We start from the raw sequence: 25,089 nt of genomic DNA on the forward strand, positions 1-25,089 counted from the left end.
CCCGCGCTCGCGGGTCTTACTCGCCCTCGCCCCCGGCAAGACCGCGGGCCTCCAGCATCGGCTGCACGTCGGGCTGGCGACCGGCGAAATTCTGGAACATTTCGAAATAGTCCATCGTCCCGCCGCGGCTCAGCACGGTCTTGCGGTAGTGATCGCCGTTGGCACGGGTCAGCCCGCCATTGTCGCGGAACCACTTGCGGCTGTCGCGGTCGAGCATTTCGGTCCAAAGATAGCTGTAATAGCCTGCCGAATAGCCCGCCGGATCGCTGAAGATGTGGTTGAAATAGGTCGAACGGTAGCGCGGCGGCACCAGATCGATCTCCAGCCCGAGTTCCTCCAGCGACTTGCGTTCGAAGGCATCGACCTTGTCGGGCGTATCGATTTCGGCGGCCTGTTCCGGCGTCAGCGCAGCCCACTTCATGTCGAGCAATGCGGCGGCCACGACCTCGCCGAAGTCGTAACCCTGGTTGAACTTCGACGCCGCATCGATCTTTTCGACCAGCGCCATCGGAATGGTTTCGCCGGTCTTGTAGTGCTTGGCATAGTTCTGCAGCACTTCCGGATCGGTCGCCCACATCTCGTTGACCTGGCTCGGATATTCGACGAAATCGCGCGCCGTGGCCGTGCCCGAGAGGCTTTCGAACTTCTGGTCGGCGAACAGGCCGTGCAGCGCATGGCCGAATTCGTGGAAGGTGGTGCTGACATCATCGAAGCTGACGAGCTGCACTTCGCCCTCGGCGGCCTTGGGGATGTTGAGCACATTGTAGATCACCGGCTTGGTGCCCCACAGATAGCTCTGGTCGACGAAGTTGCTCATCCACGCGCCGCCGCGCTTTGACGGACGCTGGAACGGATCGAAGTAGAACAGGCCGAGTTCCGATCCATCGGCGTCATAGACTGTGTAGACCCACACATCGGGGTGATAGGTCGGCAGATCGGTGCGACGCTTGAAGCTGAGCCCGTAGAGCTTGTTCGCGGCATAGAACACGCCGTCTTCCAGCACCTTGTCGAGCTGGAAATACTGCGCCACCGCATCTTCATCGAGGTCGTAACGTTCGGCCTTGATGCGGTTGGCATAGCGGTACCAGTCCCACGGTTTGACCTCGTAATTCCCGCCATCGGCCGCGATCACCTCGTTCAGCATCCCGGCCTCGCGGCGCTGCGTGGCAGCGAGCGCCGGGACCATCTGCTCCATGAAGCCCAACGCGGTTTCGGGCTTCTTCGCCATGCGATCATACATGGTGTAGCTGGCCCAGTCGGGTTCGCCGAACAAGGCGGCCTTGTCGGCGCGCAGCGCGGCGATCTTGGCCACCAGCGTGCGGGTGTCGTGATCGGCCTTCACACCGTCGGCACGGTTAAAGCTGAGCTTGAACAGCGCCTCGCGGGTGGCGCGGTTTTCCAGCGTGGGCAGTAGCGGCTGCTGCGTGGTGTTCTGCAACGCGATGGCATACTTGCCCGGGAAGCCCTTTTCCGCGGCGAGATCGGCGGCGGCCTTGATATCGGCATCCGAAAGCCCGGCCAGTTCTTCTGCGGTGTCGACGATCAGCGGCTGGCCGTTGGTGGCAGCGCGCACCTGCTGGCCGAACTGGGTGGTGAGGGTCGACAATTCGCTGTTGATCGCCTTCACCTGCTCGCGCTCGGCCTCGGTCAGCAGCGCGCCGGCGTGGACCATGCGCTTGTAGGTTTCTTCCAGCAGGCGCGATTCTTCCAGCGACAGGCCGAGCGTGTCCCGCGCGTCGTAGACCGCCTTCACCCGCGCGAAGAGTTCGGGGTTGAGCGTGATCGAATCCTGGTGAGCCGAAAGCTTGGGGCTGATTTCGGTGTCGATCTCGTCAAGCCGGTCGGTGGTGTTGGCACCGGTCAGCGCATAGAAAACGCGCGCCACGCGGCCGAGCATCCGGCCCGATTTTTCCAGCGCGACGATGGTGTTGTCGAAGCTCGGGCTTTCCGGGTTGGCGATGATCGCGGCGACTTCGGCCTTCTGGATCGCCATGCCCTGTTCGAAGGCGGGGATGTAATCATCCTCGGTGATTTTGGTGAAATCCGGCGCAAGGAAAGGCAGCGTGCTGTCGGCTGCGAAATAGCCCGTGCCTTCGGGGATTGCAGGGCTCGCGGCGGGCGCGGTCTGGGCCAGCGCGGCCTGCGGCACGGCGCCAAGGCCGATCATCAGTGCGGCGGCGGATACGGTGGACAGGGCAGAAACGAAATTGCGGGTCGTCATAAGGAAAAGTCTCTCTCGGGTCGTTTGCGCATCGCTGCATAGCTGCAACGTTTCGCGGGTCTCATGCACGCGCGCTCTTGAACAGGGTATGACCGGGAATTGCAAGCGGGCTTGATCGGGCCGCCTATCCGACCAGTTTTCGCGGCCCCGGCCCCTCTCCGGCAAGGCGATCTTCCGGATTCCAGATCGCGCAATGTTCAAGGCTGAGGCACCCGCAGCCGATACAGCCGTCGAGCCTTTCGCGGGTACGGGTAAGTTCGGCGATCCGGGCATCAAGATGCGCGCGGATCGCCTGACTGATCGCCTGCCAGTCACGCGCCGTGGGGGTGCGGCCCTGTGGTAGCGTTGCAAGCTGCGCCTCGATCTCGCCGAGCGAAAGGCCGAGCCGCTGGGCGATCAGGATAAAGCTCAAACGCCGGATGTCCGAACGCAGGAAGCGCCGCTGGTTGCCGCCGGTGCGCACCGGTTCGATCAGGCGCTTGTCCTCGTAGAACCGGATCGCCGAAACGCTGAGGCCGGTGCGGCGCGCGATTTCTCCGATGGAGAGAAGGTCGGAGGGTTTAAGGCGGGCCGTCATGGCATCTCCGAATAAGCTTGACCTCAAGTTAGGTTGAGATTGCACCTTGGGCAAGCCGATTGATTCGCAACCCCGCAAGAAAGGATCTTCCCATGGCCAACGGCTATCTCGAACACGTCAATATCACCGTCAGCGATATCGAACGCAGCGCCGCGCTGCTTGAAAAGCTGCTGGGCTGGCACATCCGCTGGCGCGGCCCTGCACAAATGGGCGGAGAGACCATCCATGTCGGTAGCGATCGCGATTACATCGCCGTCTACACGAATGGTGCGCCGGTCGATCGCTTTGCCAAGGGCCAGCCGCTCAACCATGTCGGAATAGTGGTCGACGATCTCGACGCCGCCGAGGCTATCGTGCGCGAAGCCGGGCTCGAACCCTTCAGCCACGCCGATTACGAACCGGGGCGGCGGTTCTACTTCTTCGACTGGGACGGGATCGAATTCGAACTGGTCAGCTACGCTTAAAGGAGACCCGGTTGCTCGCTCGCGCCCCTCGCCCATGGCTGCTGCGTGCGGTCGATGGTGATGTCCCCTTGCCACGGACGGCACAGCGACAGCGCCTCCTCCGGCGTGCCGCCTACCCATGCGCTGTAGTCTTGGAGCGCAAGCAGTACCGGCATCCGGCTATGCACGCCCTCGGCCGCCGATCCGGCGCTGTCGGTCATCACCATGGAATAGCACGCGCCCCACTCGTCTGATGGCCGCCACACCCCGGCGGCGGCGAACAGCGCCGTATCGGGCAGGCTCAACCATGTGCGCGTCATCCGTCCCTTCGCCCCCTGCGCCTCGGCCCAGCCGGTCAGCGGGATCAGGCAGCGCCGCTCTTCGAAGGAATGGCGCCAGAAAAAGGTGGAGAGCTTGTCGGTTCGCGCATTGTTGACAGGCTTGGGCTTCAGCTTCTGGCCCTGCTTCCCCGTCAGCACCAGCGGAAAGCCCCAGGTCATCGTCCGCACCTGCCCCTCGGCCACCACCAGCCCCGGATAGCCGGGATAGACTTCCGCGCCGAAATTGGCACCGCCCGCCCCCTCCACCGCATCGAACCACGCGGCCACCTCGGTCGCGTTCTTCGTCATGCGGTAAAGGTTGCACATTGCCTCAGGCCCCCGCGTTGCCCACCACGAAGCACGCCGCTGCCATCAACGCCCCCGCCCAGCGGTTGGAACGGAACCGGTCGAGCGGGTTGGCGGGATCCTCCGCATCGAGCGTGACCACCTGCCACGCCAGATGCCACGCCACCGGCATGAGCGCGAGGAGCGCAACAGGATCGGGCCGGTAGAGCCAGAAACCCAGCGCCCAAAGGCCCACGGCTGCGGCATAAAACGCCGCAATCCCCGCCTGTACCCGCGCGCCCATCGCCAGCGCGGAAGAGCGGATGCCGACCATCGCATCATCCTCGCGGTCCTGCAGCGCGTAGATCGTGTCGTATCCGATCACCCATGCGATGCACCCGGCATAGACCGCCGCCAGCGCATCCCAGTTGTCGAGCCGCAGTTCGGCCCAGCCGACCAGCAGCCCCCAGTTGAACACCATCCCCAGCCATGCCTGCGGCCACCAGGTGATGCGCTTCATGAAGGGATAGGCGGCAACCAGCGCCAGACTGCCGAGCGCCACCAGCTGCGCTTCCCAGCGCAGTTGCAGCAGCACAAGAAGTCCGACGAGGCACAGCGCGACCAACCAGCCCCAGGCGAGCTTCTTCGACACCCGCCCGCTCGCGACAGGACGGGCCGCAGTGCGTGCGACCTTCGCATCGAGATCGGCATCGACGATATCGTTATAGACGCACCCCGCCCCGCGCATGGCGATGGAGCCGACAAGCAGCCAGCCGAGCAGCGCCCATTGTGCGCCTGCGCCCGCCAGCCACACCCCGAACACGCAGGGCCAGAACAGCAGCCACCAGCCGATCGGCCGGTCGAACCGTGCCAGCAGCGCAAGATCGCGCGGAAGCTGCGGCAGGCGCGCGACAAGGCCGCGGTGTTCGCTGTCGGGAACGATCTGTTCGCTCATGCCTGTGCCTCCTCGCCCCGTGCCGCGCGCCAGCCAATGATCGCGAGCACCAGCATCGTGACGTTCCCCGCGAAGTCGAGCATCCCGATCGACGTCAGCACAGGCACTTCGTAATGGAAATACCAGTTGAAGCCGAAGAACGGCAGTAGCAGCACCGCGAAGACCAGAAACGCCCGCGCGCTCCAGCGCACCGCCAACGCCATCAGGCCGAACAGCACCGCCTGCGCGCCGAAGCAGGCTATGGTGAAGCGGGCCAGAAAGGTATCCTGCCGATAGGCTTCGGTCACCGCCAGTTCGATCACGCTGGCAGGCGCGAACAGCGCCCAGCCGCCAAGCGCCAGAAATACGAAAGCGATCAGGAATTGTGCGGTGCGCGCGGACATCTCTTGCTCCCTAGCGGGGCAAGCGCTTAGTGCAAAGCCATGCCCGCAACGCCCGCCTGGCCTCCGAAAAGCGCACCGCGCCTGTTCGTTTCGCAGGTGCTTGCCGATGGCGCCAGCGTGCGGATCGAAGGCAATCCCGCGCATTACCTCGCCCGCGTCATGCGCGTGGCTGCGGGCGACATCGTGATTCTTTGCGACGACCAAACCGGCGAATGGGCCGCGCGGGTCAGCGATGCGGGAAAACGCGATGTGGTGCTGGAGGTAACCGAACGCCTGCGCGAACGCGAGGCCGTGCCCGACCTGTGGCTGTGCCCCGCGCTGCTCAAGAAAGACCGCTTCGACCTCGTGCTCGAAAAGGCGACCGAGTTGGGCGTGGCGCGCATCCAGCCGATCGTCACGCGCCGCTGCGTGGCGGACAAGCTCAATCTCGAACGCGCCCGCGCGATCACCACCGAAGCCGCCGAACAATGCGCCCGAACCGCCCTGCCCGCGCTGGATGAGCCGATGAAGCTCGGCACGCTGCTGGCCGACTGGCCCGAAGACCGTGCGCTGTTTTTCGCGGACGAGGATGCCAAAGAACAGGGGGGTGAACCTGCCGCCGCCGCCTTTGCCGCCCATTCCGGCCCTGCGGCAATCCTGACCGGCCCGGAAGGCGGGTTCGACGAAGCCGAGCGCGCCGCCATCCGCGCGCACCCGCAGGCCCGCCCGATCAGCCTCGGCCCGCGCATCCTGCGGGGAGAGACCGCCGCTCTTGCCGCAATTGCCGTTTGGATGGCGAACGCCGGCGACTGGTAGCGACACGCACAGATGCGTTTTGCGCTTCCCACCGGCAATCCGGTTTCCTAAGGCCACCGATCAAAGAGGGCCTCCCCGATGAGCACACGCGAAGCATCCACCGCCGACGATCCCGTCATCGAAAGTTTCGACCAGCTGGTCGCACCGATGATCAAGGGCGAAAAGCCTGCCGCCGACTGGCGCATCGGCACCGAACACGAAAAGCTCGTCTACAAGCGCGACGATCACCGCGCGCCGTCCTATGACGAACCTTGCGGCATCCGCGACCTGCTCAAAGGCCTCGAACAGTTCGGATGGCAGCCGGTCGAGGAAGGCGGCAAGGTCATCGCGCTCAAAGGCGCGGATGGGGCGATCAGTCTCGAACCGGCGGGCCAGCTCGAACTTTCCGGCGCGCCGCTGGAAAACCTGCACCAGACCTGCGCCGAGACGGGGCGGCATCTGGAACAGGTCAAGGCGGTCGGCGAAAAGTGCGGTGTCGGCTATCTCGGGCTTGGCATGTGGCCGGACAAGACGCGCGCAGAACTGCCGATTATGCCCAAGGGCCGCTATGACATCATGCTGCGGCACATGCCGCGGGTCGGCAATCTCGGCCTAGACATGATGCTGCGGACCTGCACCATCCAGGTCAATCTCGACTATTCCTCCGAAGCCGACATGGTGCAGAAATTCCGCGTCGGCCTTGCGCTGCAACCGCTGGCGACCGCGCTGTTCGCCAATTCGCCCTTCACCGAAGGCAAGCCCAACGGTTACCTGTCCTACCGATCGCATATCTGGTCGGACACCGATCCGGCACGCACGGGCATGCTGCCCTTCGTGTTCGAGGACGGCTTCGGCTATGGCCGCTGGGCCGAATACATGCTCGACGTGCCGATGTATTTCGTCTTCCGTGACGGGAAATATATCGACGCGGCAGGCCTTTCCTTCCGCGATTTTCTTGAGGGGAAACTGTCCGTCTTGCCCGGCGAGCGCCCTACGCAGAGCGACTGGTGGGATCATCTGTCCACCGCCTTCCCCGAAGTGCGATTGAAGAGCTTCCTCGAAATGCGCGGTGCCGATGGCGGCCCGTGGAGCCGGATTTGCGCCCTGCCTGCCTTCTGGGTCGGGCTGCTCTATGATCAAACCGCGCTCGATGCGGCGTGGGATCTGGTCAAGCACTGGACGATGGAAGAACGCGAGGCGCTGCGCAGCGCCGCGCCCAAGCTGGCGCTTGATGCGCCCGTCCCCGGCGGCGGCACCCTGCGCGACATCGGGCGCGAGGCGCTGAAAATCGCCCATCGCGGGCTGGCGGCGCGCGCCCGGCTCAATTCCAGCGGTGATAACGAGACCGGCTTCCTCGATACGCTCGACGAGATCGTGGCGACCGGCAAGGTTCCGGCCCAGCGTCTGCTCGACGCCTATCATGGCGAATGGAACGGCGATATTTCGCGGGTTTACGAACAATCCTTCTGACGGAGACCGAAGGCATGCTGATCGTTCTGGCAAAGGCGAAACTGGGCGAAGGCGCGATCGATGCCGCGCGCGCAGCGATTGCCGACATGGTCGCCGCCTCCAACGCGGAAGCAGGCTGCATCGCCTATGCCTTTACGCAGGATGTGCTCGATCCATCGGTGCTGCATATCGTCGAGAAATGGCAGGACGAAGCGGCGCTCGCCGCGCATTTCGCCACGCCGCACATGGCCGCCTTTGGTGCTGCGATCGCGGAACTGGATTTCAAGGTGATCGAAGCGGTCAAATATCACGCCGACGACGGCGCGCCGGTGATGTGACGGGCTATTCCGCCGGGTGAGCGTAGCTTTGCGGCGCGGCGGGACGCGGCGTTCCCGTGATCATCCGCCCAATCCGCACCAGCGGCGCGGTGATGAGGCCATGCTCTGCCATCCACGCGTGATATTCGCGGTATTTGGGATCCTCGGCCAGCAGGTGCGCTTCTTCGGTGCGCGCGCGCCAGTAATAGATCGCGTTCACCACCAGCAGGAACACCGTGTTGCGCAGCGCATCGAAAGGCGAGCCGTAGGTGACGAGGAACGGCAGCACCGAAGCCCACCAGAACAGGTTCTTCGACAAGTAGGCCGGGTGGCGGGTGAAACGGTACGGCCCGTGGGTCAGCACGCCGCGATAGGTGAGGTTGGAAAAGCGGATCCCGAATACCACCGTCGCCCAGGCATAGATGCCGGTGAGCATCACCAGCAAAGCGCCCCATGCCCACAGCAGCGCCTCGCTTCCCGCAAACCAGTGCGCCCAGCCGGGGGTGCCGAATTCGTAGCTCAGGATCTGGTTGTCCGGGCCGATGAGGCCCCAGACGAACGGCGGATAGCACAGCAGCGCAGCCACCCAGCCGGCGAGGAAGGGATTGCCCGAGCGGATGTGCGAATCCAGCGGGCGCAGCGTCAGCAGATAGCCCACAGTGCCGATCTGCACGTCGATAACGAACAGCAGCGTCACCAGCAGCATGACGAATTGCACCGGGTTGCCCAGCAATTGCGCCGGATCGGCCTCTACCACCTGTGCGAAGCCGGGTGGCAGGATCGAGATCATGAAGGCGCCGAAGAACCCCTTGATCGCCCAGGCACGCCAGTGTTTCGCAATCTGCGCACCGTCCCACGTCTCGCGCCCGATCACTCCCAGTCCAAGCAGGAATGCGCCGAAATGCCATGTTCCGTCGCGCGGGTTCACCATGTGGCGATCAAGCCAGACGACATAGGGAATCGACAGCGCGACCAGCGGCGCTGCGGCGAAAGTCAGCACCTCCATCGCGAACAGGTATGAGCCGTTCCAATACCAGCGCGCCAGAGCGTAAAACGCGGCGAGCAGCGCCCATGTCGCCCATAGGCCCGACAATTTGACCACCGAAACCGGTAGGCTTTCAGATAAAGGCCGCCGCTGGCTCCAGTCGATCCCGGTCGACGGGCGCAGGTGCACCTTGTCCACCAGCACCGACCAAAGCACCATCGGTACGGCGGTAAACAGCATTGCTGCGAGTGCGGCATATGGCCCGGACAACACGCCGCGCTCCGGAGCAAATACGCCGTCAAGGCCCAGTGCCGCGGCGATTTCGGGATAGGAGCGGCAAAAGGCGATCCACGCGAAGAGTCCGGCCAGCCCGGCAATCCCCACACCCGCCGACACGTCGCTGCGCGGCAGGGCGGGCCGTGTGGACTTATCGGACAAATAGAGCGCGCTCATCACGCGCCCGCCCTAGCGCAAAAGGGTTAACACCCCTTCCCGTCTGCTGCGCGGATCAGCGCCAGGCGTGGATCGTGCCGCCGTCGTCGAGGATGTAGAGATGGCCGTCCGCCACCACCGGGGGCAGGCTGACCGCTTCGCCGATGTCGGCAAAAAATTGCGCCGAACCCTCGCCTGCGCTGATTTTCCACACCTCGCCGCGCGAACTGGCAACCCACAGCTGTCCGCCGGCCAGGACCGGACCGGTCCAGAAGATCGGGCCTTTCTTGTCCTTTTCGTCACGATAGCGCTGCAACTGGGTGATCCAGCGCACGCGCCCGCTCGACCGGGCGATGGCAAGCAGGCGCGCATCGTCCGTCAGCGTGAAGATCCACTCGCCCGCGATTGCCGGGGTCGAGATGCCGGCAAGGTTCAGTTCCCAGATGCGCTGGCCGGTGACCAGTTCATAGGCCGCCATGCGTCCGCCCTGCCCGAGTGCATAGACGCGGCCCGAATCGATGATCGGATCGGCGTCGATATCGGTGATCGAACCCACGGTGGTCGAAATATTGGTGCGCGCCAGCGCGTCCGACCACAGCACGCGGCCGTTTTCATAGCGGTAGGCGCTAAGCTCGCCGCTGGAATAGCCGGCGATCACGGTGCCCTGCCCCGCGGCAGGCGCAGCCACGCCGAACACGCCGGACTGGGTGGTGGAGCCGCTCTCGTCCCACACCAGGGAGCCATCGGCGATATTCAGCGCGATGATCTGGTTGTCCTGGGTCATCACGAACAGCTGGCCGAAGGCGATGGTGGGCGAACCGCGCAGCGGGCCTGCGGGCGTCACCTTCCACAGCACCTCGCCGGTTTCGGCATCGAGCGCCTTGACCTCGCCAACGCCATTGGTGGCGTAGAGCTTGCCACTATCGAAGCTCACCCCGCCGCCGAAGGCCGAAGGACGCATGTCCTTGGTCATGTCGTCGCCGGCCGTGCGGCTCCAAAGCCGTGCGCCGGTCTTCTTGTCGAAGGCGTGGATGGTGCCATCGGTGCCTTCGGCAAACAGCTTGTTGCCGCCGATCACCGGCGCGGCAGCGAGCCTTTCGCGGTTGCTTGATCCGGCAATCTGCGCGGTCCATGCCTTGGCGGGGTTTTCCGCCAGGGCGAGGTGGCCATAGGACTTGCTGGCCGACCCGCCGACCTGCGACCATTCGCTATTGGCGCGCGCCGGTGGCAGTACCACGCTGATCGAAGCCAGCGCAGGATCGACTTCCGCCCCGCTTTCGATGCGCGACAGGATCGGCATGCGGTTGCCCACGGTCGGCGTGGTCTTGTCCTTGTCGCCGCCGCCGAACAGGCCGCCTTTGCAGCCCGTCAGCGCCATCGCCATCATGCCCGCCAGCAAGGCGGCGCGTGCAGTCGTGAAGTTGTTCATACCCGTCCGTTTCAAACCTTTATCCTCATTCGGTGACGGCTGCGCCGCCATTCCCCCCGGACGCGACCCCTTCGGCTTCCAGCAGTTTTTCGACATCAACAATGGCATCCACGCCCAGCAGGCCCGCCATCTGGCGCGCGCGCGACCGCAGGGTTTCGGGCTGTTCCTCATCCTTGGCGATCTGCGCGAACAGCTTGCCGGCCTCGGCCTTGTTGCCGTTTTCCAGATGCGCCATCGCCAGCAGCTCGGCGGCGCTGCCGAACCACGGGCTGTCCGGCTCGGCCAGCGGCGCGATCTTGGCGATCACATCGGCGGGCTTCATGCTATCGTACTGCGCGGCGACTTCGCGGATGCGGGCCAGATCGCGCAGGGCGGGCGGCGCCTGTTCATCGGCGGCAACCTGCTGGTAAAGCCCGGCGGCCTTTTCAACCTCTCCCGCTTGAAGCGCCGCGCCCGCCTGCAGCAGGCGCGCGGCGGTACGGGCACCGGGCGAACCGTCGTCGAGCAGCGCGGCGACCTTTTCGTCAGCGGTCTTGAAATCGTTTTGTCCGGCATAATCGAGCGCGGAAACAAGCGCTTCCGACTGCCCTTCAAGCTCGCTCTCGCGGAAATGGTCCCACAGCAGATAACCGCCCAGCCCGCCGATCAGCACGATAATCGCGCCCAGCAGCTTGGCTCCGTGATTGCGCAGAAATTCCAGCGCATCGTCCTGCCGCACGGCCTCGTCGATCTCGCGGATCAGGATATCGTCCTCGGCCGGAGCCTCGGCAGGAACAGAAGGGGTGGTCGGAGTGCGCGCCATTCGGCTCTCGTGTCCTTGTAGCAAGAATTGCCTTGCGCAGCGGCAAGCAGGTCAGCCGCGCTCTTTAGGCAGGTGCGGACGCTTCCGCAATGCCGGTCGCGCCCGTTCCTGCCCCTATGCGAAGACATGTGGACAAGCGGATTTGAACCACGGATGAAGCGTGACTGGTCAGAAATCGCGTCCGATCGCTGCTGCATAGACCGCGCGGTACCGCGCCACCATCTGTGCCGCGTCGTACTGCGCCCGCGCGCGCTCCCAGTTGGCCGCGCCGATCCGGCTGCGCAAATCCGCGTCGGCGGCGAGGTCGGCCAGCATCGTGCCCAGCGCCTGTGCATCGTTCGGCACCGCGATATAGGCGCGGTTCGGTTCGGCCACCATCTGCCGCACGTCGCCAACATCGGGCGCGGCGACCGGCAACCCCGCCGCCATCGCCTCTACCACCGAGAGCGGAAACTGCTCCGAGGCCGATGACAGCGCGAAAATGTCGAACAGGCCGATGATCTGCGCCGGATCGGCCACAGCGCCGGGCAGATGCACCCTGTGGCTGACTTCCAGCGCGTCGGCAGCGGCGGCGATCGTCTCACGCTCCGGCCCCTCGCCGCAGATCACAAGGTGCCATTCCTCCGGCAGGCCCGCCATGGCTTTGACCAGCAAGGGCAACTGCTTGACCGGACGCAGGCCCGCCAGTGTGCCGATCCAGCGCTCGCCCTCACGCTTGATCAGTCGCAGCGCAGCCGGATTGGGCGGCGCGGCGAAGGCGGCGGTGTCGATCCCGTTGGCGATCCGCAGCACCTTTTCCGGCGGCTGCGCCCAAGGGCCGGTTGCGATCTGTTCAAGGCCGGTAGAGGGAACGATCACCCGCGCCGCACCCCTCAGCGCCGCACGGCGATAAAGGTTGCGCCGGGTTTTCAGACCACCCGCCTCGTCCTCGTTAAAGCCGTCCTCGTGATGCACCAGTGGCGGCAGGCGAAAACTTTTCGCGAAAGTGGTATGCGCCATCGCCACGTCGATCGCGCCCCAGTTATAGGTGCAGACCAGATCGTAGCCCTTCAGCGCCTCTCCCAGCGTGGCCAGCCGGCCCGGCGTGGGAAGGCCCTTCAGCGCGGGAAAATTCGCGGGAAACCGCACCTTTATGCCCGGAGCGATCAGCGCGCGCGCGCCCGTCGCATCCGGTTCGGCGGAAACGATGATGTGCTCCATCGCCGCGCCGAAGGCATTCATCAGCCGCACGCTGCGCACTTCCTTGCCCCCGGCGGCGAAGGTCGAATGGCAATGGAGCACGCGCAATGCGGCTCCGCCACTAACGCTCATTCGATACCGTCCAGCAGCGCATGGATCGCTGCCCGCGCCTCGGGTTCGTCGAGTGTGGGTGCGTGGCCGACCCGCGGTACGGTGATCGATCGCATCGCCGGATTCCTGACCCCCATCTGCTTGACCGTTTCGGCCGTCAGCAAGTCCGAAAGCTCGCCGCGTACCAGCAGCATCGGCACGCCCGCCAGCGCCTCGAAGGCGAGCCACAAGTTGGGCGGCGCGGCATTGCCCGGTTTTCCGAAAGGTTCGGCGATCGCCATGTCATAGTCGAAGGCGATGCGGCCATTCTGGCTTACCACCATGGTGCGCTTGGCCATTTCGAGCCATTGGTCGAGATTGTAATCGGGAAAGGCCGGGGAATGCACCGCCTCCAGCCCGCGTGCAGCATGCACCCAAGTAGGATAGCTGCGACCCTGCCCGACGTAGCCGGATATGCGCCCCAGCCCCTCGGCCTCGACCACCGGGCCGATATCGTTCATCACCACCGCCGCGATCCGCCCCGGCTTCGCCTGGGCCAACAGCATCGTCATCAGCCCGCCCATCGATGTGCCGATCGCGATAAAGCGGGTGATGCCCTCTTCGGCCAGCAACCGCTCGACATCCTCGACATAGACCAGCGGATTGTAGCTGTCCGAATCCGGCGCATAGTCGGAAAGGCCGCGCCCGCGCATTTCGGGCACGATCACCCGATGACGGGCAGCCAGATCATCCGCCAGTCCGGCGAAATCGCGGGAATTGCGGGTCAACCCGTGAAGGCAAAGCACCGGCAAGGCCGAACCGCCCTCGGGCCCGGGATAGTTGCGGTAATGCAGGTTCAGCCCGTCGCTGCTGGTCCAGTAGCGATCTTCGTATTGTGCAGCCATGAACGGCGATATTCCTTCGGTCCGGGTGTCGCCCGCGATGCCACCCTGGCAGGCAGCTTGCGCACGGGCGCGCTTGTGCCCACTATCGCGGGATGAACGAAGCTGTGCAACACCCGACATCATCCGGCACCTATCGCGGCGATCCCGCGGTGCTTGCGCTCGCCCCGTGGCTTGGAGATGCCGTCGAGCCGGCAGACTTCCCCGAAACCCGCATTCGCTTCAGAAATGATCGCGCGGCGGCCAGCGTGGGTCTGGCGGATCTGGACGATACGGCATGGGCGGCGCATTTCGGCCGCTTCGCGCCGCTTGACGGCAACCTGCCCGCGCCGCTGGCATTGAAATATCACGGCCACCAGTTCCGGGTGTACAACCCCCAGATCGGCGACGGGCGGGGTTTCCTGTTCGCACAGCTGCGAGACAAGGCCGACCGCTTGCTCGATCTGGGAACCAAAGGATCCGGCACCACCCTCTACAGCCGCGCGGGCGACGGGCGGCTGACGCTGAAGGGCGCAGTGCGCGAAATTCTCGCCACCGAAATGCTGGAGGCGCTGGGGGTCAACACCTCGAAAACCTTGAGCGTGATCGAAACCGGCGAAAAGCTGTGGCGCAATGACGAGCCGAGCCCGACGCGATCGGCAGTGCTGGTGCGCCTCAGCCACTCGCACGTCCGTATCGGGACGTTCCAGCGGCTGCTGGCGCTGGAACAGGCGGACGAGATGGCGCAGCTGGTCGATTACTGTCTCGCGCAGTTCCCCGGCCCGCCCCCGCCCGACGATGCTCCCGCCCGCGATGAACCCGCTGTCCGGCTGATGCATCAGGTGGTGGAACGCATGGCCGATCTCGCTGCAAGCTACATGGTAGCCGGATTCGTCCACGGGGTGCTCAACACCGATAACATGAACGTGACGGGCGAAAGCTTCGATTACGGCCCTTGGCGCTGGCTGCCGCAATGGGATCCCGGCTTCACCGCTGCCTATTTCGACCATGCCGGGCTCTATGCATTCGGCCGCCAGCCAGAGGCGCTGCACTGGAACTGCGGGCAGTTCGCGGTTGCGCTGCGCCTGCTGGCCGAAAGCGCGCCACTGATCGCCGCTCTGGAACGTTTCGGGCCGCTGTATATGGCAGCCGTGGCACGGCGGTGGTGCTGGCGTCTGGGTGTGGAGTCGCGCGGCCTCGAGGAAGACACCCGGCTCGTCAGCCTGTGCGAGGCCGCGATGCGTGAAGGCGAGCTTCAGCCCGATGCCTTCTTCTTCGCGCACCGTGGCGGGCGCGGCGCAGCGGAGGGTGAACTGGGCGAGGCGCTGGCGGACTATACCCCGCGCGATTCCAGCCACGCCTACTGGTCGGACGCTACACCGCAATCCATGCTTATCGAGGAAGTCGAGGAAATCTGGGCGGCGATCGACAAGGATGACGACTGGGCCCCGCTCCATGCCAAGGTCGCAGCCCTGCGCCGGATGGGAGAAGCGCACGGCCCCGCGCCAGCCCCTTCCGGACACCTGACTAGCGGCTAATCCCTAGGTTTGGCACGGGGCAGCGTTCACCCTATCTTTTCACCTTTCGGCGCATTAACCCCTTAACACGCAACCGGATCATATCTTCGCAGGGGGAAGAAAGGCATCGTGACCGACAACATCCTCGTTTCCTTCGAGCCCGCCAGCGGCGAGGAAATATGGCGCGGGATGCACGGCGATGTCGATGCCGCAGTCGCCACGGCACGCCGGGCATGGGCGGCGTGGGCCGCACAGCCGCTTCTCAACCGGATCGAGGCCCTGCGGGCCTTCGCCAACGAGGTGCGCCGCGAAACCGAACCGCTGGCTGAACTGATCGCGCGTGAGGCAGGCAAGCCGCTTTGGGAAGCACGCAGCGAAGTCGATGCCGTGGTGAACAAGGTCGATATCTCGGTGCAGGCCTATGCCGAACGCACGGGCAAGAAGAAGTTCGACGCCGGCATCAACGGCAGCGCAGCCGTAAGGCACAAACCGCACGGTGTGATGGCAGTGCTGGGCCCCTATAATTTCCCCGCCCACTTGCCGAACGGACACATCGTGCCGGCATTGATCGCGGGGAATGCGGTGCTGTTCAAACCTTCGGAGAAAACCCCGGCGGTGGGCGAGGCGCTGGTCGCATGCCTGCATCGCGCAGGCGTGCCCGAAGATGTGGTTCAGCTGGTGATCGGCGGACCGGAGGAAGGCAAGGCTCTGGTCGCGCATCCCGGGGTCGACGGGGTGCTGTTCACCGGATCGGCCAATGCCGGGATCGCGATCAACCGCAAACTCGCCGCCAATCCCGGCAAGATCGTGGCGCTGGAAATGGGCGGAAACAACCCGATCGTCGTGATCGACACACCCAAAGTGGCCGATGCCGCAACGCTGATCGTGCAGAGCGCGTTTACCAGTGCCGGGCAACGCTGCACCGCCGCGCGGCGTTTGATCGTCAAGGACAGCTTCTACGACGATCTTATGGCTGAATTGCTGCCCCTGACCCGCAAGCTGATGGTGGGCGATCCACTGGGCGAGCCGCAGCCTTTCATGGGGCCGGTGATCGACAACGAAACAGCCGACCGGCTGATGGAAAGCTTCCTTACGCTGATCACGGCGGGCGGCAGGCCGCTGTTGCACATGCGCCGCACCGTGCCCGACCTGCCGTTCCTGACGCCGGGCATCATCGACGTCACCGATGTTCCCGACCGCCCCGATATCGAGCTGTTCGGGCCGATCCTGCAAGTAATCCGGGTGCCCGATCTCGACGCGGGGATTACCGAGGCGAACAATACCCGCTTCGGTCTCTCCGCCTCGCTGATCGGCGGCACGCCGGATGATTACGGGCGGTTCTGGGCCAATATCCGCGCCGGGATCATCAATTGGAACAGACCCACCAATGGGGCATCGTCCAATGCCCCCTTCGGCGGGATCGGCTTGTCGGGCAATCATCGTCCGGCGGCCTACTACGCGGCCGATTATTGCGCCTACCCGGTCGCCAGCACCGAAATGGACCAGCCGCGCGCAACCATCGGAGTCGGGCTGAGACCGTAAGGCCCCGCCTCAGCGAGAACGGTAAAACAGATCGACGGCGGTCATGCCGCCCGCGGCTTTGCGCACTGCGACCACCAGCGCCTCGCCATCGTCCGCACGCCCCGCGATACTGTCTCCGCCCTCGGCATGACGAACAGGGCTAAGTCCGGCTCTGCCAGCGCGGACATAGTGGTATTGCAGCACGTCCTCGGGCGCAGCCTGGGTCTGGTAACGGATGATGCGCAGGCCGCAGCCCGCGGTATCGGCACCGCCCGCCTGAACCACCATGCCATACGGCATGATTACCGCCGCTTGCGGCAAGTCGGCCGCCCAGCGGAAATCCTCGGTCAGCGCCCCAAGACAGTTTGCAGGGGCGCCCAGCGCGGCCAGCCCATCTCTTGCGGTCGCCACTGGTGCGGAGAGCGGTCCGCGTCCGTCCACCGGCCGCGGTAGCGGTGGAATGCTGCCACCATCCAGCAGTTCCAGCCGTCCGGCCTCACGCGCTTCCTGTGCACTGTCCGTCGTTGCGGGGATCAGCGGCAAGGCGCTTTGGTCTGCAAAGCCGAGCAGCGCGTTGGCTTCGTTGCGCGCGGAGAGATCGGGATCGCTCATCAGCGGATCGTTTAGCGCGCGTGCCACCACCGGATCGCGCGCGACGGGATTGCCCTGGCCGCCAGCTTCGGGCGCGGCTGAACAGGCCGCAAGCAGCACAGGCAAGGGCAACAGGGCATAGAAGCGGCGCATCCTGCCCCCCTTGCCAGAACTTGGTTAAGATTGGTTGTCCCCTGCCCCTGTCGAAAGCGCCTCCGGGGCAATGAGGCTCCGGAGGCGCTTCCCGCGAACCGGCTGGCCCGCGCCGGCGGTCGCTTGGTGGGAACGACCGCAAGTGACCGAGACCGCACACCCGGAGAGGGATTGGGCAGCGGCACCCGTGATATTGTTCATGTATATATCGTCAAACCTGAACGAATCGGGCGCGGAGTTGAAAGCTCGTGTTCATGGCAGCGCGGGCGATTTGCCCGCTTGCACGGCAGGGCGACGGGGCCTAACGGCAGCGCTCCATGACCGCCGCAGCTCCTTCCGCCGACACAGCCGACAAGGCACCATCAGGCCTTGCTCCGGCGATCGGAGCCTATGTCATCTGGGGATTTCTGCCGCTTTACCTCCTGCTGGTGAAAAGCGTGCCGCCGTTCGAATTCGTCGGGTGGCGGATCGTCTGGACGCTGCCGCTGTGCCTGCTGATCGTCGCCTTCCGGCGCCAGTTCGGCGAGCTGTTCGTCGCGCTGCGCAGCCCGCGCACTCTGCTCGCGCTGCTGGCAAGCTCGGTGCTGATCGCGATCAACTGGTTCGTCTATATCTGGGCGATCATGGCGGGCGAGGTCTATGCGACCAGTATCGGCTATTATCTCAACCCGCTGATCAACGTGCTGCTGGGCACGCTGTTTCTCGGCGAAAAACTGTCGCGCCGTCAGTGGGTGGCCGTGGCGATTGCAGGCACCGCAGTCGCGCTGCTGGCGGCAGGAGCGATCACCAGCCTCTGGATCAGCCTCACACTCGGCTTCAGCTTCGGGCTTTACGGGCTTGTGCGCAAACAGGTTTCGGTGGGCTCGCTGCCCGGCCTGACGATCGAGAGCGCGATATTGCTGCTGCCTGCAAGCGCGATCGCGATCTGGTATGCGGGCGGCCCGCAAGGCTCGTCCTTCGGGCAGGACACGTTTCTCAGCCTTGCGATCATATTCTCGGGCGTGGTCACCGCGGTGCCGCTGCTGCTGTTCGCGATTGCGGCGCGGCGGATGGACTATTCGACGCTCGGCTTCATCCAGTATCTGGCGCCCACGATCGTCTTTTTCCTCGGTCTCACCGTATTCCACCAGCCGCTGGCGGCCACCAAGCTCGCCAGCTTCGTGCTGATCTGGATTGCTGTCGGGGTATTCGTCACCGACCTGCTGGCCAAGCGCCGCGCCGCGCGCCGGTCTGTCTAGCCGACGAACTTCCACCCCAGCGTCTGGCCGCCGTGCCAGGGGACGATTTCCTCTCCGGTGACGTGCAGGCAGGGTGGCACCGCCAGTTCAGCCCGTTCGAGCGTCACCGTCGCCTCGTTCACAGGCAGCTTGTAGAACGCAGGCCCGTGGAGCGAGGCAAAGCCTTCGAACCGGTCGAGCGCACCTTCCTCGTCGAACACGGTGATGTAGCTTTCAAGCGCATAGGGCGCACCGAAGATGCCGGCACACCCGCAAGCGCTTTCCTTGGCGCTGCGCAGGTGCGGCGCGCTGTCGGTGCCTAGGAAGAACTTCGGCGAGCCGCTTGTAGCCGCCTTGCGCAACGACAGCCGGTGGCTCTCGCGCTTGGCGACGGGCAGGCAGTAGTTATGCGGCTGGATCCCGCCCACCAGCATGGCATTGCGATTGATGTGGAGGTGCTGCGGGGTGATGGTGGCAGCCACGTTCGGTCCGGCCTGCATCACGAAGTCCACCGCGTCCGACGTGGTAATATGTTCGAACACCACCCTTAGCTTAGGAAAGTTTGCAGCAATCGCTCGTAAGTGCCTGTCAATAAATTCCTTCTCGCGGTCGAACACGTCGATCGCATGATCCGTCACCTCGCCGTGGATGCACAGCACGATGTCTTCGGCCTCCATCCGCGCCAGCACAGGGTAGAGCTTCTCGACATTTGTCACGCCCGCGGCCGAGTTGGTCGTGGCGTTGGCGGGATACATCTTGGCCGCGGTGAACACACCTTTTGCGGCCCCGCGTGCCAGATCGTCGGCATCGGTGTTGTCGGTGAGATAGCAGGTCATCAACGGGGTGAAGTCCACCCCTGCAGGCACCGCCGCCAGAATTCGATCGCGATAGGCCGCCGCCAGTTCGGTGGTCGTCACCGGCGGCGTAAGGTTGGGCATCACGATCGCGCGGGCGAACTGGCGCGCGGTATAGGGCACCACCTCACGCATCACATCGCCATCACGGAAATGCAGGTGCCAGTCGTCAGGGCGGCGGATAGTGATGCTGTCGGTCATGGCTTCCCCTTAGCGATGTGCGATCCTATCTGTCACGCATGACTGCAACGCTGCTGAACGAACGGGCCGTGATCCGCCTCTCCGCGCTGGACGACAGCGAGGACGTCGCCGCCTTCCTGCAAGGCCTCGTCACCAATGATGTGAAAGGGCCCCTGCCCTGCTACGCTGCGCTGCTGACCGCGCAGGGCAAGCATATGTTCGATTTTCTGGTGTGGGGCGACGGGAGCGATTTCCTCATCGATTGCGAGGCGGCGCTGGCCGACGATCTCGCCAAGCGCCTCACGCTCTACCGGCTGCGGCGCAAGATAGCGATTGCACGCGACGATTCGCTGGCAGTTCACTGGAGCACGCAAGCGCATGAAGGTGCGACGGCCGATCCTCGCCTGCCGGGACTCGGGTATCGCTGGCTTGCTCCCTTGAGCGGCGAGAGCGCCGATTCGGCATGGCGGGCGCATCGTCTCGCGCTCGGCGTCCCGGAAGGCCGCGCGGAACTTGGCGAGATCCTGTGGCTGGAAACCAACGCGATCGAACTGAACGGCGTCAGTTTTACCAAGGGCTGCTATGTCGGGCAGGAAAACACCGCGCGCATGAACTGGCGGCAAAAGGTCAACCGGCGTTTGGTCGTGGTGCCGCTAACCGATTCGGACCAGGCGCGGCGGGTGGCCGAATATCCCGCGCTCGGTCTCGCGGTCGATCATTTGCGGGTAGACGGCATCGATCCCGATACCCTGCCTCCCTGGCAGCGCGTTGGCGTGGTGCAGACCGAAGCCTAGTCCTGCTGGTAGTCGGCGAGGCTGGCCTCGAGCATTGCGGTCGCCCGCTCGCGCGCGGCGTCGCGCTGCAGGCCGAGCGACTTGGCCAGCGCCCCTCCGATCAACGCATCGCCCAGCGCCATGAGCACCAGCGTCAACGTATCGCCGTGAATGCGCCCGGGCTCGATGCCGTGACTGGCTTCTTCGGGCGCGATCTCGTCCACAAGATCATGGATGGTCGAGATGATCGGATCGAGCGCATCCTCGTTTCCGGTCAGCAGCATCCAGCTTGTCAGCGCGCCCGCCCCTTCGCGGTCGAAGGCGTCGAAGGCCAGATCGACCACCTCGCGCGGGGAACCCAGCCCGGCGCGGCTCGCGCGCACAGCCTCGATAATCGTCTCGCACACCGAACGCGCGATATGTTCGGCCAGCGCCTTTTGCAGGCCGGACGCCGACCCGAAATGGTGCAACAGGTTGGCATGCGTGCGGCCGATACGCGACGCGACTGCTTTCAGCGTTACCGATTGCGGCCCCGTCTCGATCAACAGCGCACGCGCCGCGTCGAGCGCGGAACTGCGCGATTCCTCAGGGGTGAGACGTTTACGCGTGGCCTTCATGCGTGGCGCGTAATCCCATTTTCGGGGATCGACAAGCGGTACGGGCCGAACGGTCAGGCGGCGCGTTGGCGTGCGCCCCCCGCGATGTCCAGCCGCAGACGGTACCCTGCTGCCTCGACTTCGTGACCGCGCGCGCAGGAATGGCGCATGGCAACCTGCCCGGTCGGCTCGAAACCCAGCTTTCTCAGCACCTTGCCCGAAGCCGGATTATCGAGAAAATGTGCTGCGACTGCTTCGTCGTGGCCAAGCGTGCGGGCCATGCCAAGTACCGCCGCGCCTGCCTCGGTCGCAAAGCCCTGGCCCCAGTAAGGCCGCGCAATCCAGTATCCGAGCTCAACCGTGCCGGGCCGTTCCGTGGCGTCGATGCCAATGCAACCGAGCACCGCCGCATCGCGGGCACGGGTAATGAGAAAGCGGGGATAAAAGGGATCGATCGGCAGCGCTACGAAGTCACGCGCGTCCTGTTCGCCATAAGGCCACGGCGCACGCGCAAGGTTGCGCACCACGCCCTCATCGGCGATTCCCGCCTGCAGCGCCTGCGAATCCTCGGGCCAGATCGGCCGGAGCAGCAATCTGTGACTGCGATGGAACACGAGAACTCCCTTCCTCGCCTGCGCAGCCCCTAGGGCAGACGCATGACAATTTCATTGCCGCGAAACTTTATGATTCGCTGACAAGCAGTGAGGGAGAATGCAAAAAGGGAGACGGACCCCCTCTGGCGAGGACGGTCCTGTCTCCCTCTCATGGCAGGTCTTGCACCTGCCGGGACCGTCCTGTTCGGACGATCCCTTTATCGGATCATCCGCTTATTCGGCTGCTTCGGCCATCGCGTCTACGGACACGTATTTGCGGCCAAGCTTACCCGAGTGGAATCGCACCACGCCTGCGTCGAGCGCATAGAGGGTGTGATCCTTGCCCATACCGACGTTGACGCCGGGATAGACGCGGGTGCCACGCTGGCGAATAATAATGTTGCCGCCGATCACTTCCTGACCGCCGAACTTCTTCACGCCCAAGCGACGACCGGCCGAATCACGACCGTTACGCGACGAACCGCCTGCTTTCTTGTGTGCCATGGCTCAGCGAACTCCTTATTCGGCCGAGGCGGCGGCTTCGGCCGGCGCTTCGGTCTTGGTCTTCTTGGCGGCGGCCTTCTTGGCAGCCGGCTTGCCTTCGTCCACGGCGGTGATGCGCAGCAGGGTCATCTGCTGACGGTGGCCGTTCTTGCGGCGATAATTGTGACGGCGACGCTTCTTGAATACGACCACCTTCTCGCTCTTCGCCTGGGCGATGATTTCCGCCGAGACGGTCACCTTCGCGGCGTCGGCAAGGGTTTCGCCCTCACCGGCCAGCAGGACATCGCCCAGCGTAATCGTGTCGCCGGCTTCGCCTGCGAGCTTTTCAACGGCAATCTTGTCTCCGGCGGCAACCCGATACTGCTTGCCGCCAGTGCGCACTACAGCGAACATGGCTTTATACTCTCGTGTCTGTGCTGTGTCCGGAAGAGCGTGGCGCACCATGCCAACCAGACAGCAATGCGGAAGCGGCGAGAATGCTGCCTCCGGAAAGATGGGTGCCGTTAGGGGAAAGGTGCGGCCAAGTCAACGGCTCCGCGCGGCAAAAATCGCGTTTGGCCTTTCCGACACTTGGCTTTGCCATTGGCGGACAGCGTGGTAACGGGTGCCGGGGTCTATGATGCTTGTGCGACGGAAAATCTATCTGCTGCTGCCGCTGACCGCAGGCCTGTGTGCTTGTGCGGGCGACGATGCGCGCTATCCCTCGCTTTCGATGCGTCCGTTTGAGACGGCATCCCCGGCGAGCCAGCCCACCACTCCCCCCGCACCGGCCCCTGACGTTGCCGATGCCGCGACGATCGCCGCGCTGGTCGAACGCGCAACGCTATCCCACGAAGGCTTCACCCGGCAGGAACCCGGTGCCGCGCGGCTGGCGCGGGCTGCCGCCGGCCAGCCGATCGAAAGCGACGCCCGCGGTGCCGCGCTGGTGGCCATGGCCGATCTTGCCGCCCAGCGCGCCGCAACCTCGGGCGCGCTCGCCGATCTCGACCTGCTGGCCGCCCGGGCCTCCACCACCTTTGCCCCGGTCAACGAGATCGACACCGCGCGCAAACAGGTTGCCGTTCTGGTGAGCAGCGAGGACGCGGCTATCGCGCGTTTGTGGGAGACGATGGGACAATGAACCTTGCCTGCAGCACCTGTCCGGTCAAGGAAACCGCCGCCTGCGCCGTGCTGACGCCCGAAGAACGCGACGCGATGGCGGCCGCCGGCCGGACGCGCACGCTCAAGCGCGGCGAGATGCTGTTCGCCGCGGGGGACGAGGATGCCGCATGCGCGACCTTGCTGACCGGGGCGCTCAAGGTCTCGGCAATCGACGCCGATGGCAACGAGCAGATCCTGGCACTTGTCCATCCCGCCGGATTTATCGGCGAGCTGTTCGCGCCTTTCGCGCACCATGACGTGGTGGCGCTGACCGATAGCCGGCTGTGCACCTTCGCCAAGCGCGACATCGAACGCGCGATCGAGGATTATCCCGCACTTGCCCGTGCGCTGCTGCGTCGCAGTCAGGCCGATCTGCTGGCGACGCGCACGCTGCTTGAACTCACCGGCCATGCCAGCGCCGAGGCGCGCCTTGCCGCGCTGCTGCACGATTTCGCTGCCGCTGCGAGCGACAGCTCATGCCATCTGGCCCAGCGCTTCGATCTTCCGCTCACGCGCGGCGAGATTGCCAACATGCTCGGCCTCACGATCGAAACCGTCAGCCGCAAGATCGGCGAGCTGGAGGATACCGGCGCAATCCAGCGCGAAGGCAAGCGCGGCATCATCATCCGCGATGCAGACCTGCTGCAAGAAATTTCGGGGCGGTAAGCCCGAAGCCACCGCCCCGCAGTCGGGGAGTTTAATTCTGCACCGGTCAGGTGACGATCGCGGCGATAGTCACCACCGCCAGACCCCACAGCACCAGCAGCACCGGCAAGATCAGCATCTGCGTTGCCGCATCACGCGGATGCAGCGGGCCGGTATTGGTCATGATGCCCTTCACCTCGAACTCGCCGAGCGTCTCGGGGCTGCTGTCATTGCCACGGAAGCGGGTCCAGACAGTGGGGATGCCGAAGAACATCACCAGAAACAGTCCGATCACCGCCATCGGTACGATCAGCAGAGGGCTGGCGAACGCGGTTACGGTGATCACCAGAAAGCCGGCATAACAAGCCGCCATGGCCGCGTAGAACACCGTGGGCAGGCCGAAATTGCGATCAACCTCGACCTGATGCCGGACGGGCTGCGTTTCGGGCTGGTCGACAATGCGTGCATCGCCGCGCGCGATAAGATCATGGACGATATGGCTCATGGGTGATCCTCCTCTTGTGAAGAGAAGGATTATCCGGGCGCACCCCGGCGTGCCTTGATCCGGATCAAATGCGCCCTACCAGCGGGCAAGATCGCTGTGGTCCTGATCGCGCGGTTCGATCCAGTGCCATTCGCCGACCCGCTTTTCGCGTTTCCAGAACCATGCCGCGCTTTTCAGGTGGTCCATGCAGAAATCGACCGCGTCGATCGCGTCGCGGCGGTGAAGCGCGGCAGCGGACACACACACAATCGGCTCGCCCGGGCGCATCAGGCCGACGCGGTGGACCATCAGGAGCCCCATCAGGCTGAAGCGGGCAAAGGCACGGTCGGCCAGGCCGTGCATCCCCGGCAGGGTGAGCGGTTCGTAGTGCGAGAGTTCGAGCGCCTCGACGCCGGTGTCGGAGCGCACCTCGCCCACAAAGGTGCACACCCCGCCCATCCCCTTGTTAGCCTGAGTAAAGGGACCGATCAGCAAGCCCGGAAGGAACATCTGATCGAGCAGGCGGATATCGCGCATCGGCGGACGGGCAGACACGGACTCAGCCGCCCGATACGGGAGGCAGCAGCGCGATTTCGGCGCCGTCCCCTGCGTGCAAATCGGTCTTCTCGGCCAGCAGCACACCGTTGACGGCAATGCGGTTGCGCGAATTCTTTACTGCCTCGGCCAGCGCAGGCGGCAGCGCGGCCTGGAGGCCTGCCCAGTCGAGCGGTGCGGGCAGTGACAACGTCGGCGCGCCGCCAAGGTCAGCCAGTCTGCCCAGCAGGACGACTGTGATCAC

29 protein-coding genes are annotated in these 25,089 nt (G+C 64.8%); 10 read left to right on the plus strand and 19 right to left on the minus strand.

Annotated features, from left to right (window positions below; genetic code table 11):
• Positions 1–16 precede the first annotated feature (16 nt).
• Positions 17–2,221, minus strand: coding sequence for a M3 family metallopeptidase (locus OIK40_RS10230; protein ID WP_273678230.1), 2,205 nt, complete (start codon positions 2,219–2,221; stop codon positions 17–19).
• A 124-nt stretch (positions 2,222–2,345) separates the two neighbouring features.
• A complete protein-coding gene (soxR, locus tag OIK40_RS10235) occupies positions 2,346–2,798 on the minus strand; it encodes a redox-sensitive transcriptional activator SoxR (protein ID WP_273678231.1) in 453 nt (150 codons plus the stop codon).
• Positions 2,799–2,890: 92 nt separating this feature from the next.
• Between soxR and OIK40_RS10240 the strand changes: the two genes are divergently transcribed.
• The gene (locus OIK40_RS10240) at positions 2,891–3,262 is read left to right on the plus strand and encodes a VOC family protein (RefSeq protein WP_273678232.1); all 372 of its coding nucleotides are present in this window, start codon (positions 2,891–2,893) and stop codon (positions 3,260–3,262) included.
• Here the strand turns inward: OIK40_RS10240 and OIK40_RS10245 are convergent.
• Genes OIK40_RS10245 through OIK40_RS10255 form a run of 3 tightly spaced genes read right to left on the minus strand, consistent with a single transcriptional unit; the run spans position 3,259 to position 5,184 of the window.
• On the minus strand, positions 3,259–3,888 hold the full coding sequence (locus OIK40_RS10245) for an SOS response-associated peptidase (protein ID WP_273678233.1): 630 nt from the start codon (positions 3,886–3,888) through the stop codon (positions 3,259–3,261). The genes OIK40_RS10240 and OIK40_RS10245 overlap by 4 nt on opposite strands.
• Before the next feature lie 4 nt (positions 3,889–3,892).
• Positions 3,893–4,801, minus strand: coding sequence for a 4-hydroxybenzoate octaprenyltransferase (gene ubiA, locus OIK40_RS10250; RefSeq protein WP_273678234.1), 909 nt, complete (start codon positions 4,799–4,801; stop codon positions 3,893–3,895).
• Positions 4,798–5,184 (minus strand): hypothetical protein, encoded by a 387-nt coding sequence (locus OIK40_RS10255; RefSeq protein WP_273678235.1) that lies wholly within the window; start codon positions 5,182–5,184, stop codon positions 4,798–4,800. The genes ubiA and OIK40_RS10255 overlap by 4 nt, the downstream gene beginning before the upstream one ends.
• Before the next feature lie 39 nt (positions 5,185–5,223).
• Between OIK40_RS10255 and OIK40_RS10260 the strand changes: the two genes are divergently transcribed.
• The 3 genes from OIK40_RS10260 (at position 5,224) to OIK40_RS10270 (ending at position 7,745) form a co-directional block, all read left to right on the plus strand.
• Positions 5,224–5,979: a 16S rRNA (uracil(1498)-N(3))-methyltransferase gene (locus OIK40_RS10260; protein WP_273678236.1), complete on the plus strand. Its 756-nt coding sequence runs from the start codon at positions 5,224–5,226 to the stop codon at positions 5,977–5,979.
• A gap of 78 nt (positions 5,980–6,057) precedes the next feature.
• Positions 6,058–7,428, plus strand: a complete 1,371-nt coding sequence (locus OIK40_RS10265) for a glutamate--cysteine ligase (RefSeq protein ID WP_273678237.1) — start codon at positions 6,058–6,060, stop codon at positions 7,426–7,428.
• A gap of 14 nt (positions 7,429–7,442) precedes the next feature.
• The gene (locus OIK40_RS10270; protein ID WP_273678238.1) at positions 7,443–7,745 is read left to right on the plus strand and encodes a putative quinol monooxygenase; all 303 of its coding nucleotides are present in this window, start codon (positions 7,443–7,445) and stop codon (positions 7,743–7,745) included.
• Between the two features lie 4 nt (positions 7,746–7,749).
• Here the strand turns inward: OIK40_RS10270 and OIK40_RS10275 are convergent, their stop codons facing one another.
• The 5 genes from OIK40_RS10275 to OIK40_RS10295 all read right to left on the minus strand — a co-directional run bounded on the left by OIK40_RS10275 (position 7,750) and on the right by OIK40_RS10295 (position 13,546).
• Positions 7,750–9,162 (minus strand): methyltransferase family protein, encoded by a 1,413-nt coding sequence (locus OIK40_RS10275; RefSeq protein ID WP_273678239.1) that lies wholly within the window; start codon positions 9,160–9,162, stop codon positions 7,750–7,752.
• A 55-nt stretch (positions 9,163–9,217) separates the two neighbouring features.
• Entirely contained in the window at positions 9,218–10,570 is a 1,353-nt protein-coding gene (locus OIK40_RS10280) for a PQQ-binding-like beta-propeller repeat protein (RefSeq protein ID WP_273678240.1), read from the minus strand.
• A 25-nt stretch (positions 10,571–10,595) separates the two neighbouring features.
• Positions 10,596–11,372, minus strand: a complete 777-nt coding sequence (locus tag OIK40_RS10285) for a tetratricopeptide repeat protein (protein WP_273678241.1) — start codon at positions 11,370–11,372, stop codon at positions 10,596–10,598.
• Positions 11,373–11,540: 168 nt separating this feature from the next.
• The gene (locus tag OIK40_RS10290; RefSeq protein ID WP_273678242.1) at positions 11,541–12,683 is read right to left on the minus strand and encodes a glycosyltransferase; all 1,143 of its coding nucleotides are present in this window, start codon (positions 12,681–12,683) and stop codon (positions 11,541–11,543) included.
• Positions 12,680–13,546: an alpha/beta fold hydrolase gene (locus OIK40_RS10295; RefSeq protein WP_273678243.1), complete on the minus strand. Its 867-nt coding sequence runs from the start codon at positions 13,544–13,546 to the stop codon at positions 12,680–12,682. The genes OIK40_RS10290 and OIK40_RS10295 overlap by 4 nt, the downstream gene beginning before the upstream one ends.
• A 92-nt stretch (positions 13,547–13,638) precedes the next feature.
• Between OIK40_RS10295 and OIK40_RS10300 the strand changes: the two genes are divergently transcribed.
• Both OIK40_RS10300 and astD read left to right on the plus strand, forming a co-directional pair.
• On the plus strand, positions 13,639–15,060 hold the full coding sequence (locus OIK40_RS10300) for a protein adenylyltransferase SelO family protein (protein ID WP_273678244.1): 1,422 nt from the start codon (positions 13,639–13,641) through the stop codon (positions 15,058–15,060).
• 168 nt (positions 15,061–15,228) lie between these two features.
• Positions 15,229–16,581, plus strand: a complete 1,353-nt coding sequence (gene astD, locus OIK40_RS10305; RefSeq protein ID WP_374211807.1) for a succinylglutamate-semialdehyde dehydrogenase — start codon at positions 15,229–15,231, stop codon at positions 16,579–16,581.
• 9 nt (positions 16,582–16,590) lie between these two features.
• Here astD and OIK40_RS10310 read toward each other — a convergent pair whose 3' ends face one another.
• The gene (locus tag OIK40_RS10310; protein ID WP_273678246.1) at positions 16,591–17,304 is read right to left on the minus strand and encodes a hypothetical protein; all 714 of its coding nucleotides are present in this window, start codon (positions 17,302–17,304) and stop codon (positions 16,591–16,593) included.
• A gap of 317 nt (positions 17,305–17,621) precedes the next feature.
• On the opposite strand from OIK40_RS10310, the gene rarD reads away from it, so the two are divergent.
• Positions 17,622–18,542: an EamA family transporter RarD gene (rarD, locus tag OIK40_RS10315; RefSeq protein ID WP_273678247.1), complete on the plus strand. Its 921-nt coding sequence runs from the start codon at positions 17,622–17,624 to the stop codon at positions 18,540–18,542.
• On the opposite strand, the gene pyrC is transcribed toward rarD, so the two are convergent.
• Entirely contained in the window at positions 18,539–19,576 is a 1,038-nt protein-coding gene (gene pyrC, locus OIK40_RS10320; protein ID WP_273678248.1) for a dihydroorotase, read from the minus strand. The genes rarD and pyrC overlap by 4 nt on opposite strands.
• Positions 19,577–19,614: 38 nt before the next feature.
• Between pyrC and ygfZ the strand changes: the two genes are divergently transcribed.
• Positions 19,615–20,349 carry a CAF17-like 4Fe-4S cluster assembly/insertion protein YgfZ gene (ygfZ, locus tag OIK40_RS10325; protein ID WP_273678249.1) on the plus strand — a complete coding sequence of 245 codons (735 nt, stop codon included), beginning with the start codon at positions 19,615–19,617 and terminating at the stop codon, positions 20,347–20,349.
• On the opposite strand, the gene OIK40_RS10330 is transcribed toward ygfZ, so the two are convergent.
• From OIK40_RS10330 to rplU, 4 genes are all read right to left on the minus strand, one after another.
• Positions 20,346–20,945, minus strand: a complete 600-nt coding sequence (locus OIK40_RS10330) for a TetR/AcrR family transcriptional regulator (protein ID WP_273678250.1) — start codon at positions 20,943–20,945, stop codon at positions 20,346–20,348. The two genes, ygfZ and OIK40_RS10330, sit on opposite strands and share 4 nt — an antisense overlap.
• 53 nt (positions 20,946–20,998) lie before the next feature.
• Entirely contained in the window at positions 20,999–21,538 is a 540-nt protein-coding gene (locus OIK40_RS10335) for a GNAT family N-acetyltransferase (RefSeq protein WP_273678251.1), read from the minus strand.
• Positions 21,539–21,751: 213 nt separating this feature from the next.
• The gene (gene rpmA / locus OIK40_RS10340) at positions 21,752–22,021 is read right to left on the minus strand and encodes a 50S ribosomal protein L27 (protein WP_066532346.1); all 270 of its coding nucleotides are present in this window, start codon (positions 22,019–22,021) and stop codon (positions 21,752–21,754) included.
• A gap of 15 nt (positions 22,022–22,036) precedes the next feature.
• The gene (rplU, locus tag OIK40_RS10345; protein WP_273678252.1) at positions 22,037–22,414 is read right to left on the minus strand and encodes a 50S ribosomal protein L21; all 378 of its coding nucleotides are present in this window, start codon (positions 22,412–22,414) and stop codon (positions 22,037–22,039) included.
• A gap of 223 nt (positions 22,415–22,637) precedes the next feature.
• Here rplU and OIK40_RS10350 point away from each other — a divergent pair, with 223 nt between their 5' ends.
• Together OIK40_RS10350 and OIK40_RS10355 are read left to right on the plus strand one after the other, a co-directional pair.
• Positions 22,638–23,141 carry a hypothetical protein gene (locus OIK40_RS10350; protein WP_273678253.1) on the plus strand — a complete coding sequence of 168 codons (504 nt, stop codon included), beginning with the start codon at positions 22,638–22,640 and terminating at the stop codon, positions 23,139–23,141.
• Positions 23,138–23,827, plus strand: coding sequence for a Crp/Fnr family transcriptional regulator (locus tag OIK40_RS10355; protein WP_273678254.1), 690 nt, complete (start codon positions 23,138–23,140; stop codon positions 23,825–23,827). The genes OIK40_RS10350 and OIK40_RS10355 overlap by 4 nt, the downstream gene beginning before the upstream one ends.
• Positions 23,828–23,873: 46 nt before the next feature.
• On the opposite strand, the gene OIK40_RS10360 is transcribed toward OIK40_RS10355, so the two are convergent.
• From OIK40_RS10360 to OIK40_RS10370, 3 genes are all read right to left on the minus strand, one after another.
• Entirely contained in the window at positions 23,874–24,311 is a 438-nt protein-coding gene (locus tag OIK40_RS10360; RefSeq protein ID WP_273678255.1) for a hypothetical protein, read from the minus strand.
• 75 nt (positions 24,312–24,386) lie between these two features.
• On the minus strand, positions 24,387–24,827 hold the full coding sequence (locus OIK40_RS10365) for a molybdenum cofactor biosynthesis protein MoaE (protein WP_273678383.1): 441 nt from the start codon (positions 24,825–24,827) through the stop codon (positions 24,387–24,389).
• Between the two features lie 22 nt (positions 24,828–24,849).
• Positions 24,850–25,089, minus strand: coding sequence for a MoaD/ThiS family protein (locus OIK40_RS10370; protein ID WP_273678256.1), 240 nt, complete (start codon positions 25,087–25,089; stop codon positions 24,850–24,852).

Source organism: Erythrobacter fulvus (assembly GCF_028595285.1).
Taxonomy (GTDB): Bacteria; Pseudomonadota; Alphaproteobacteria; order Sphingomonadales; family Sphingomonadaceae; genus Erythrobacter; species Erythrobacter fulvus.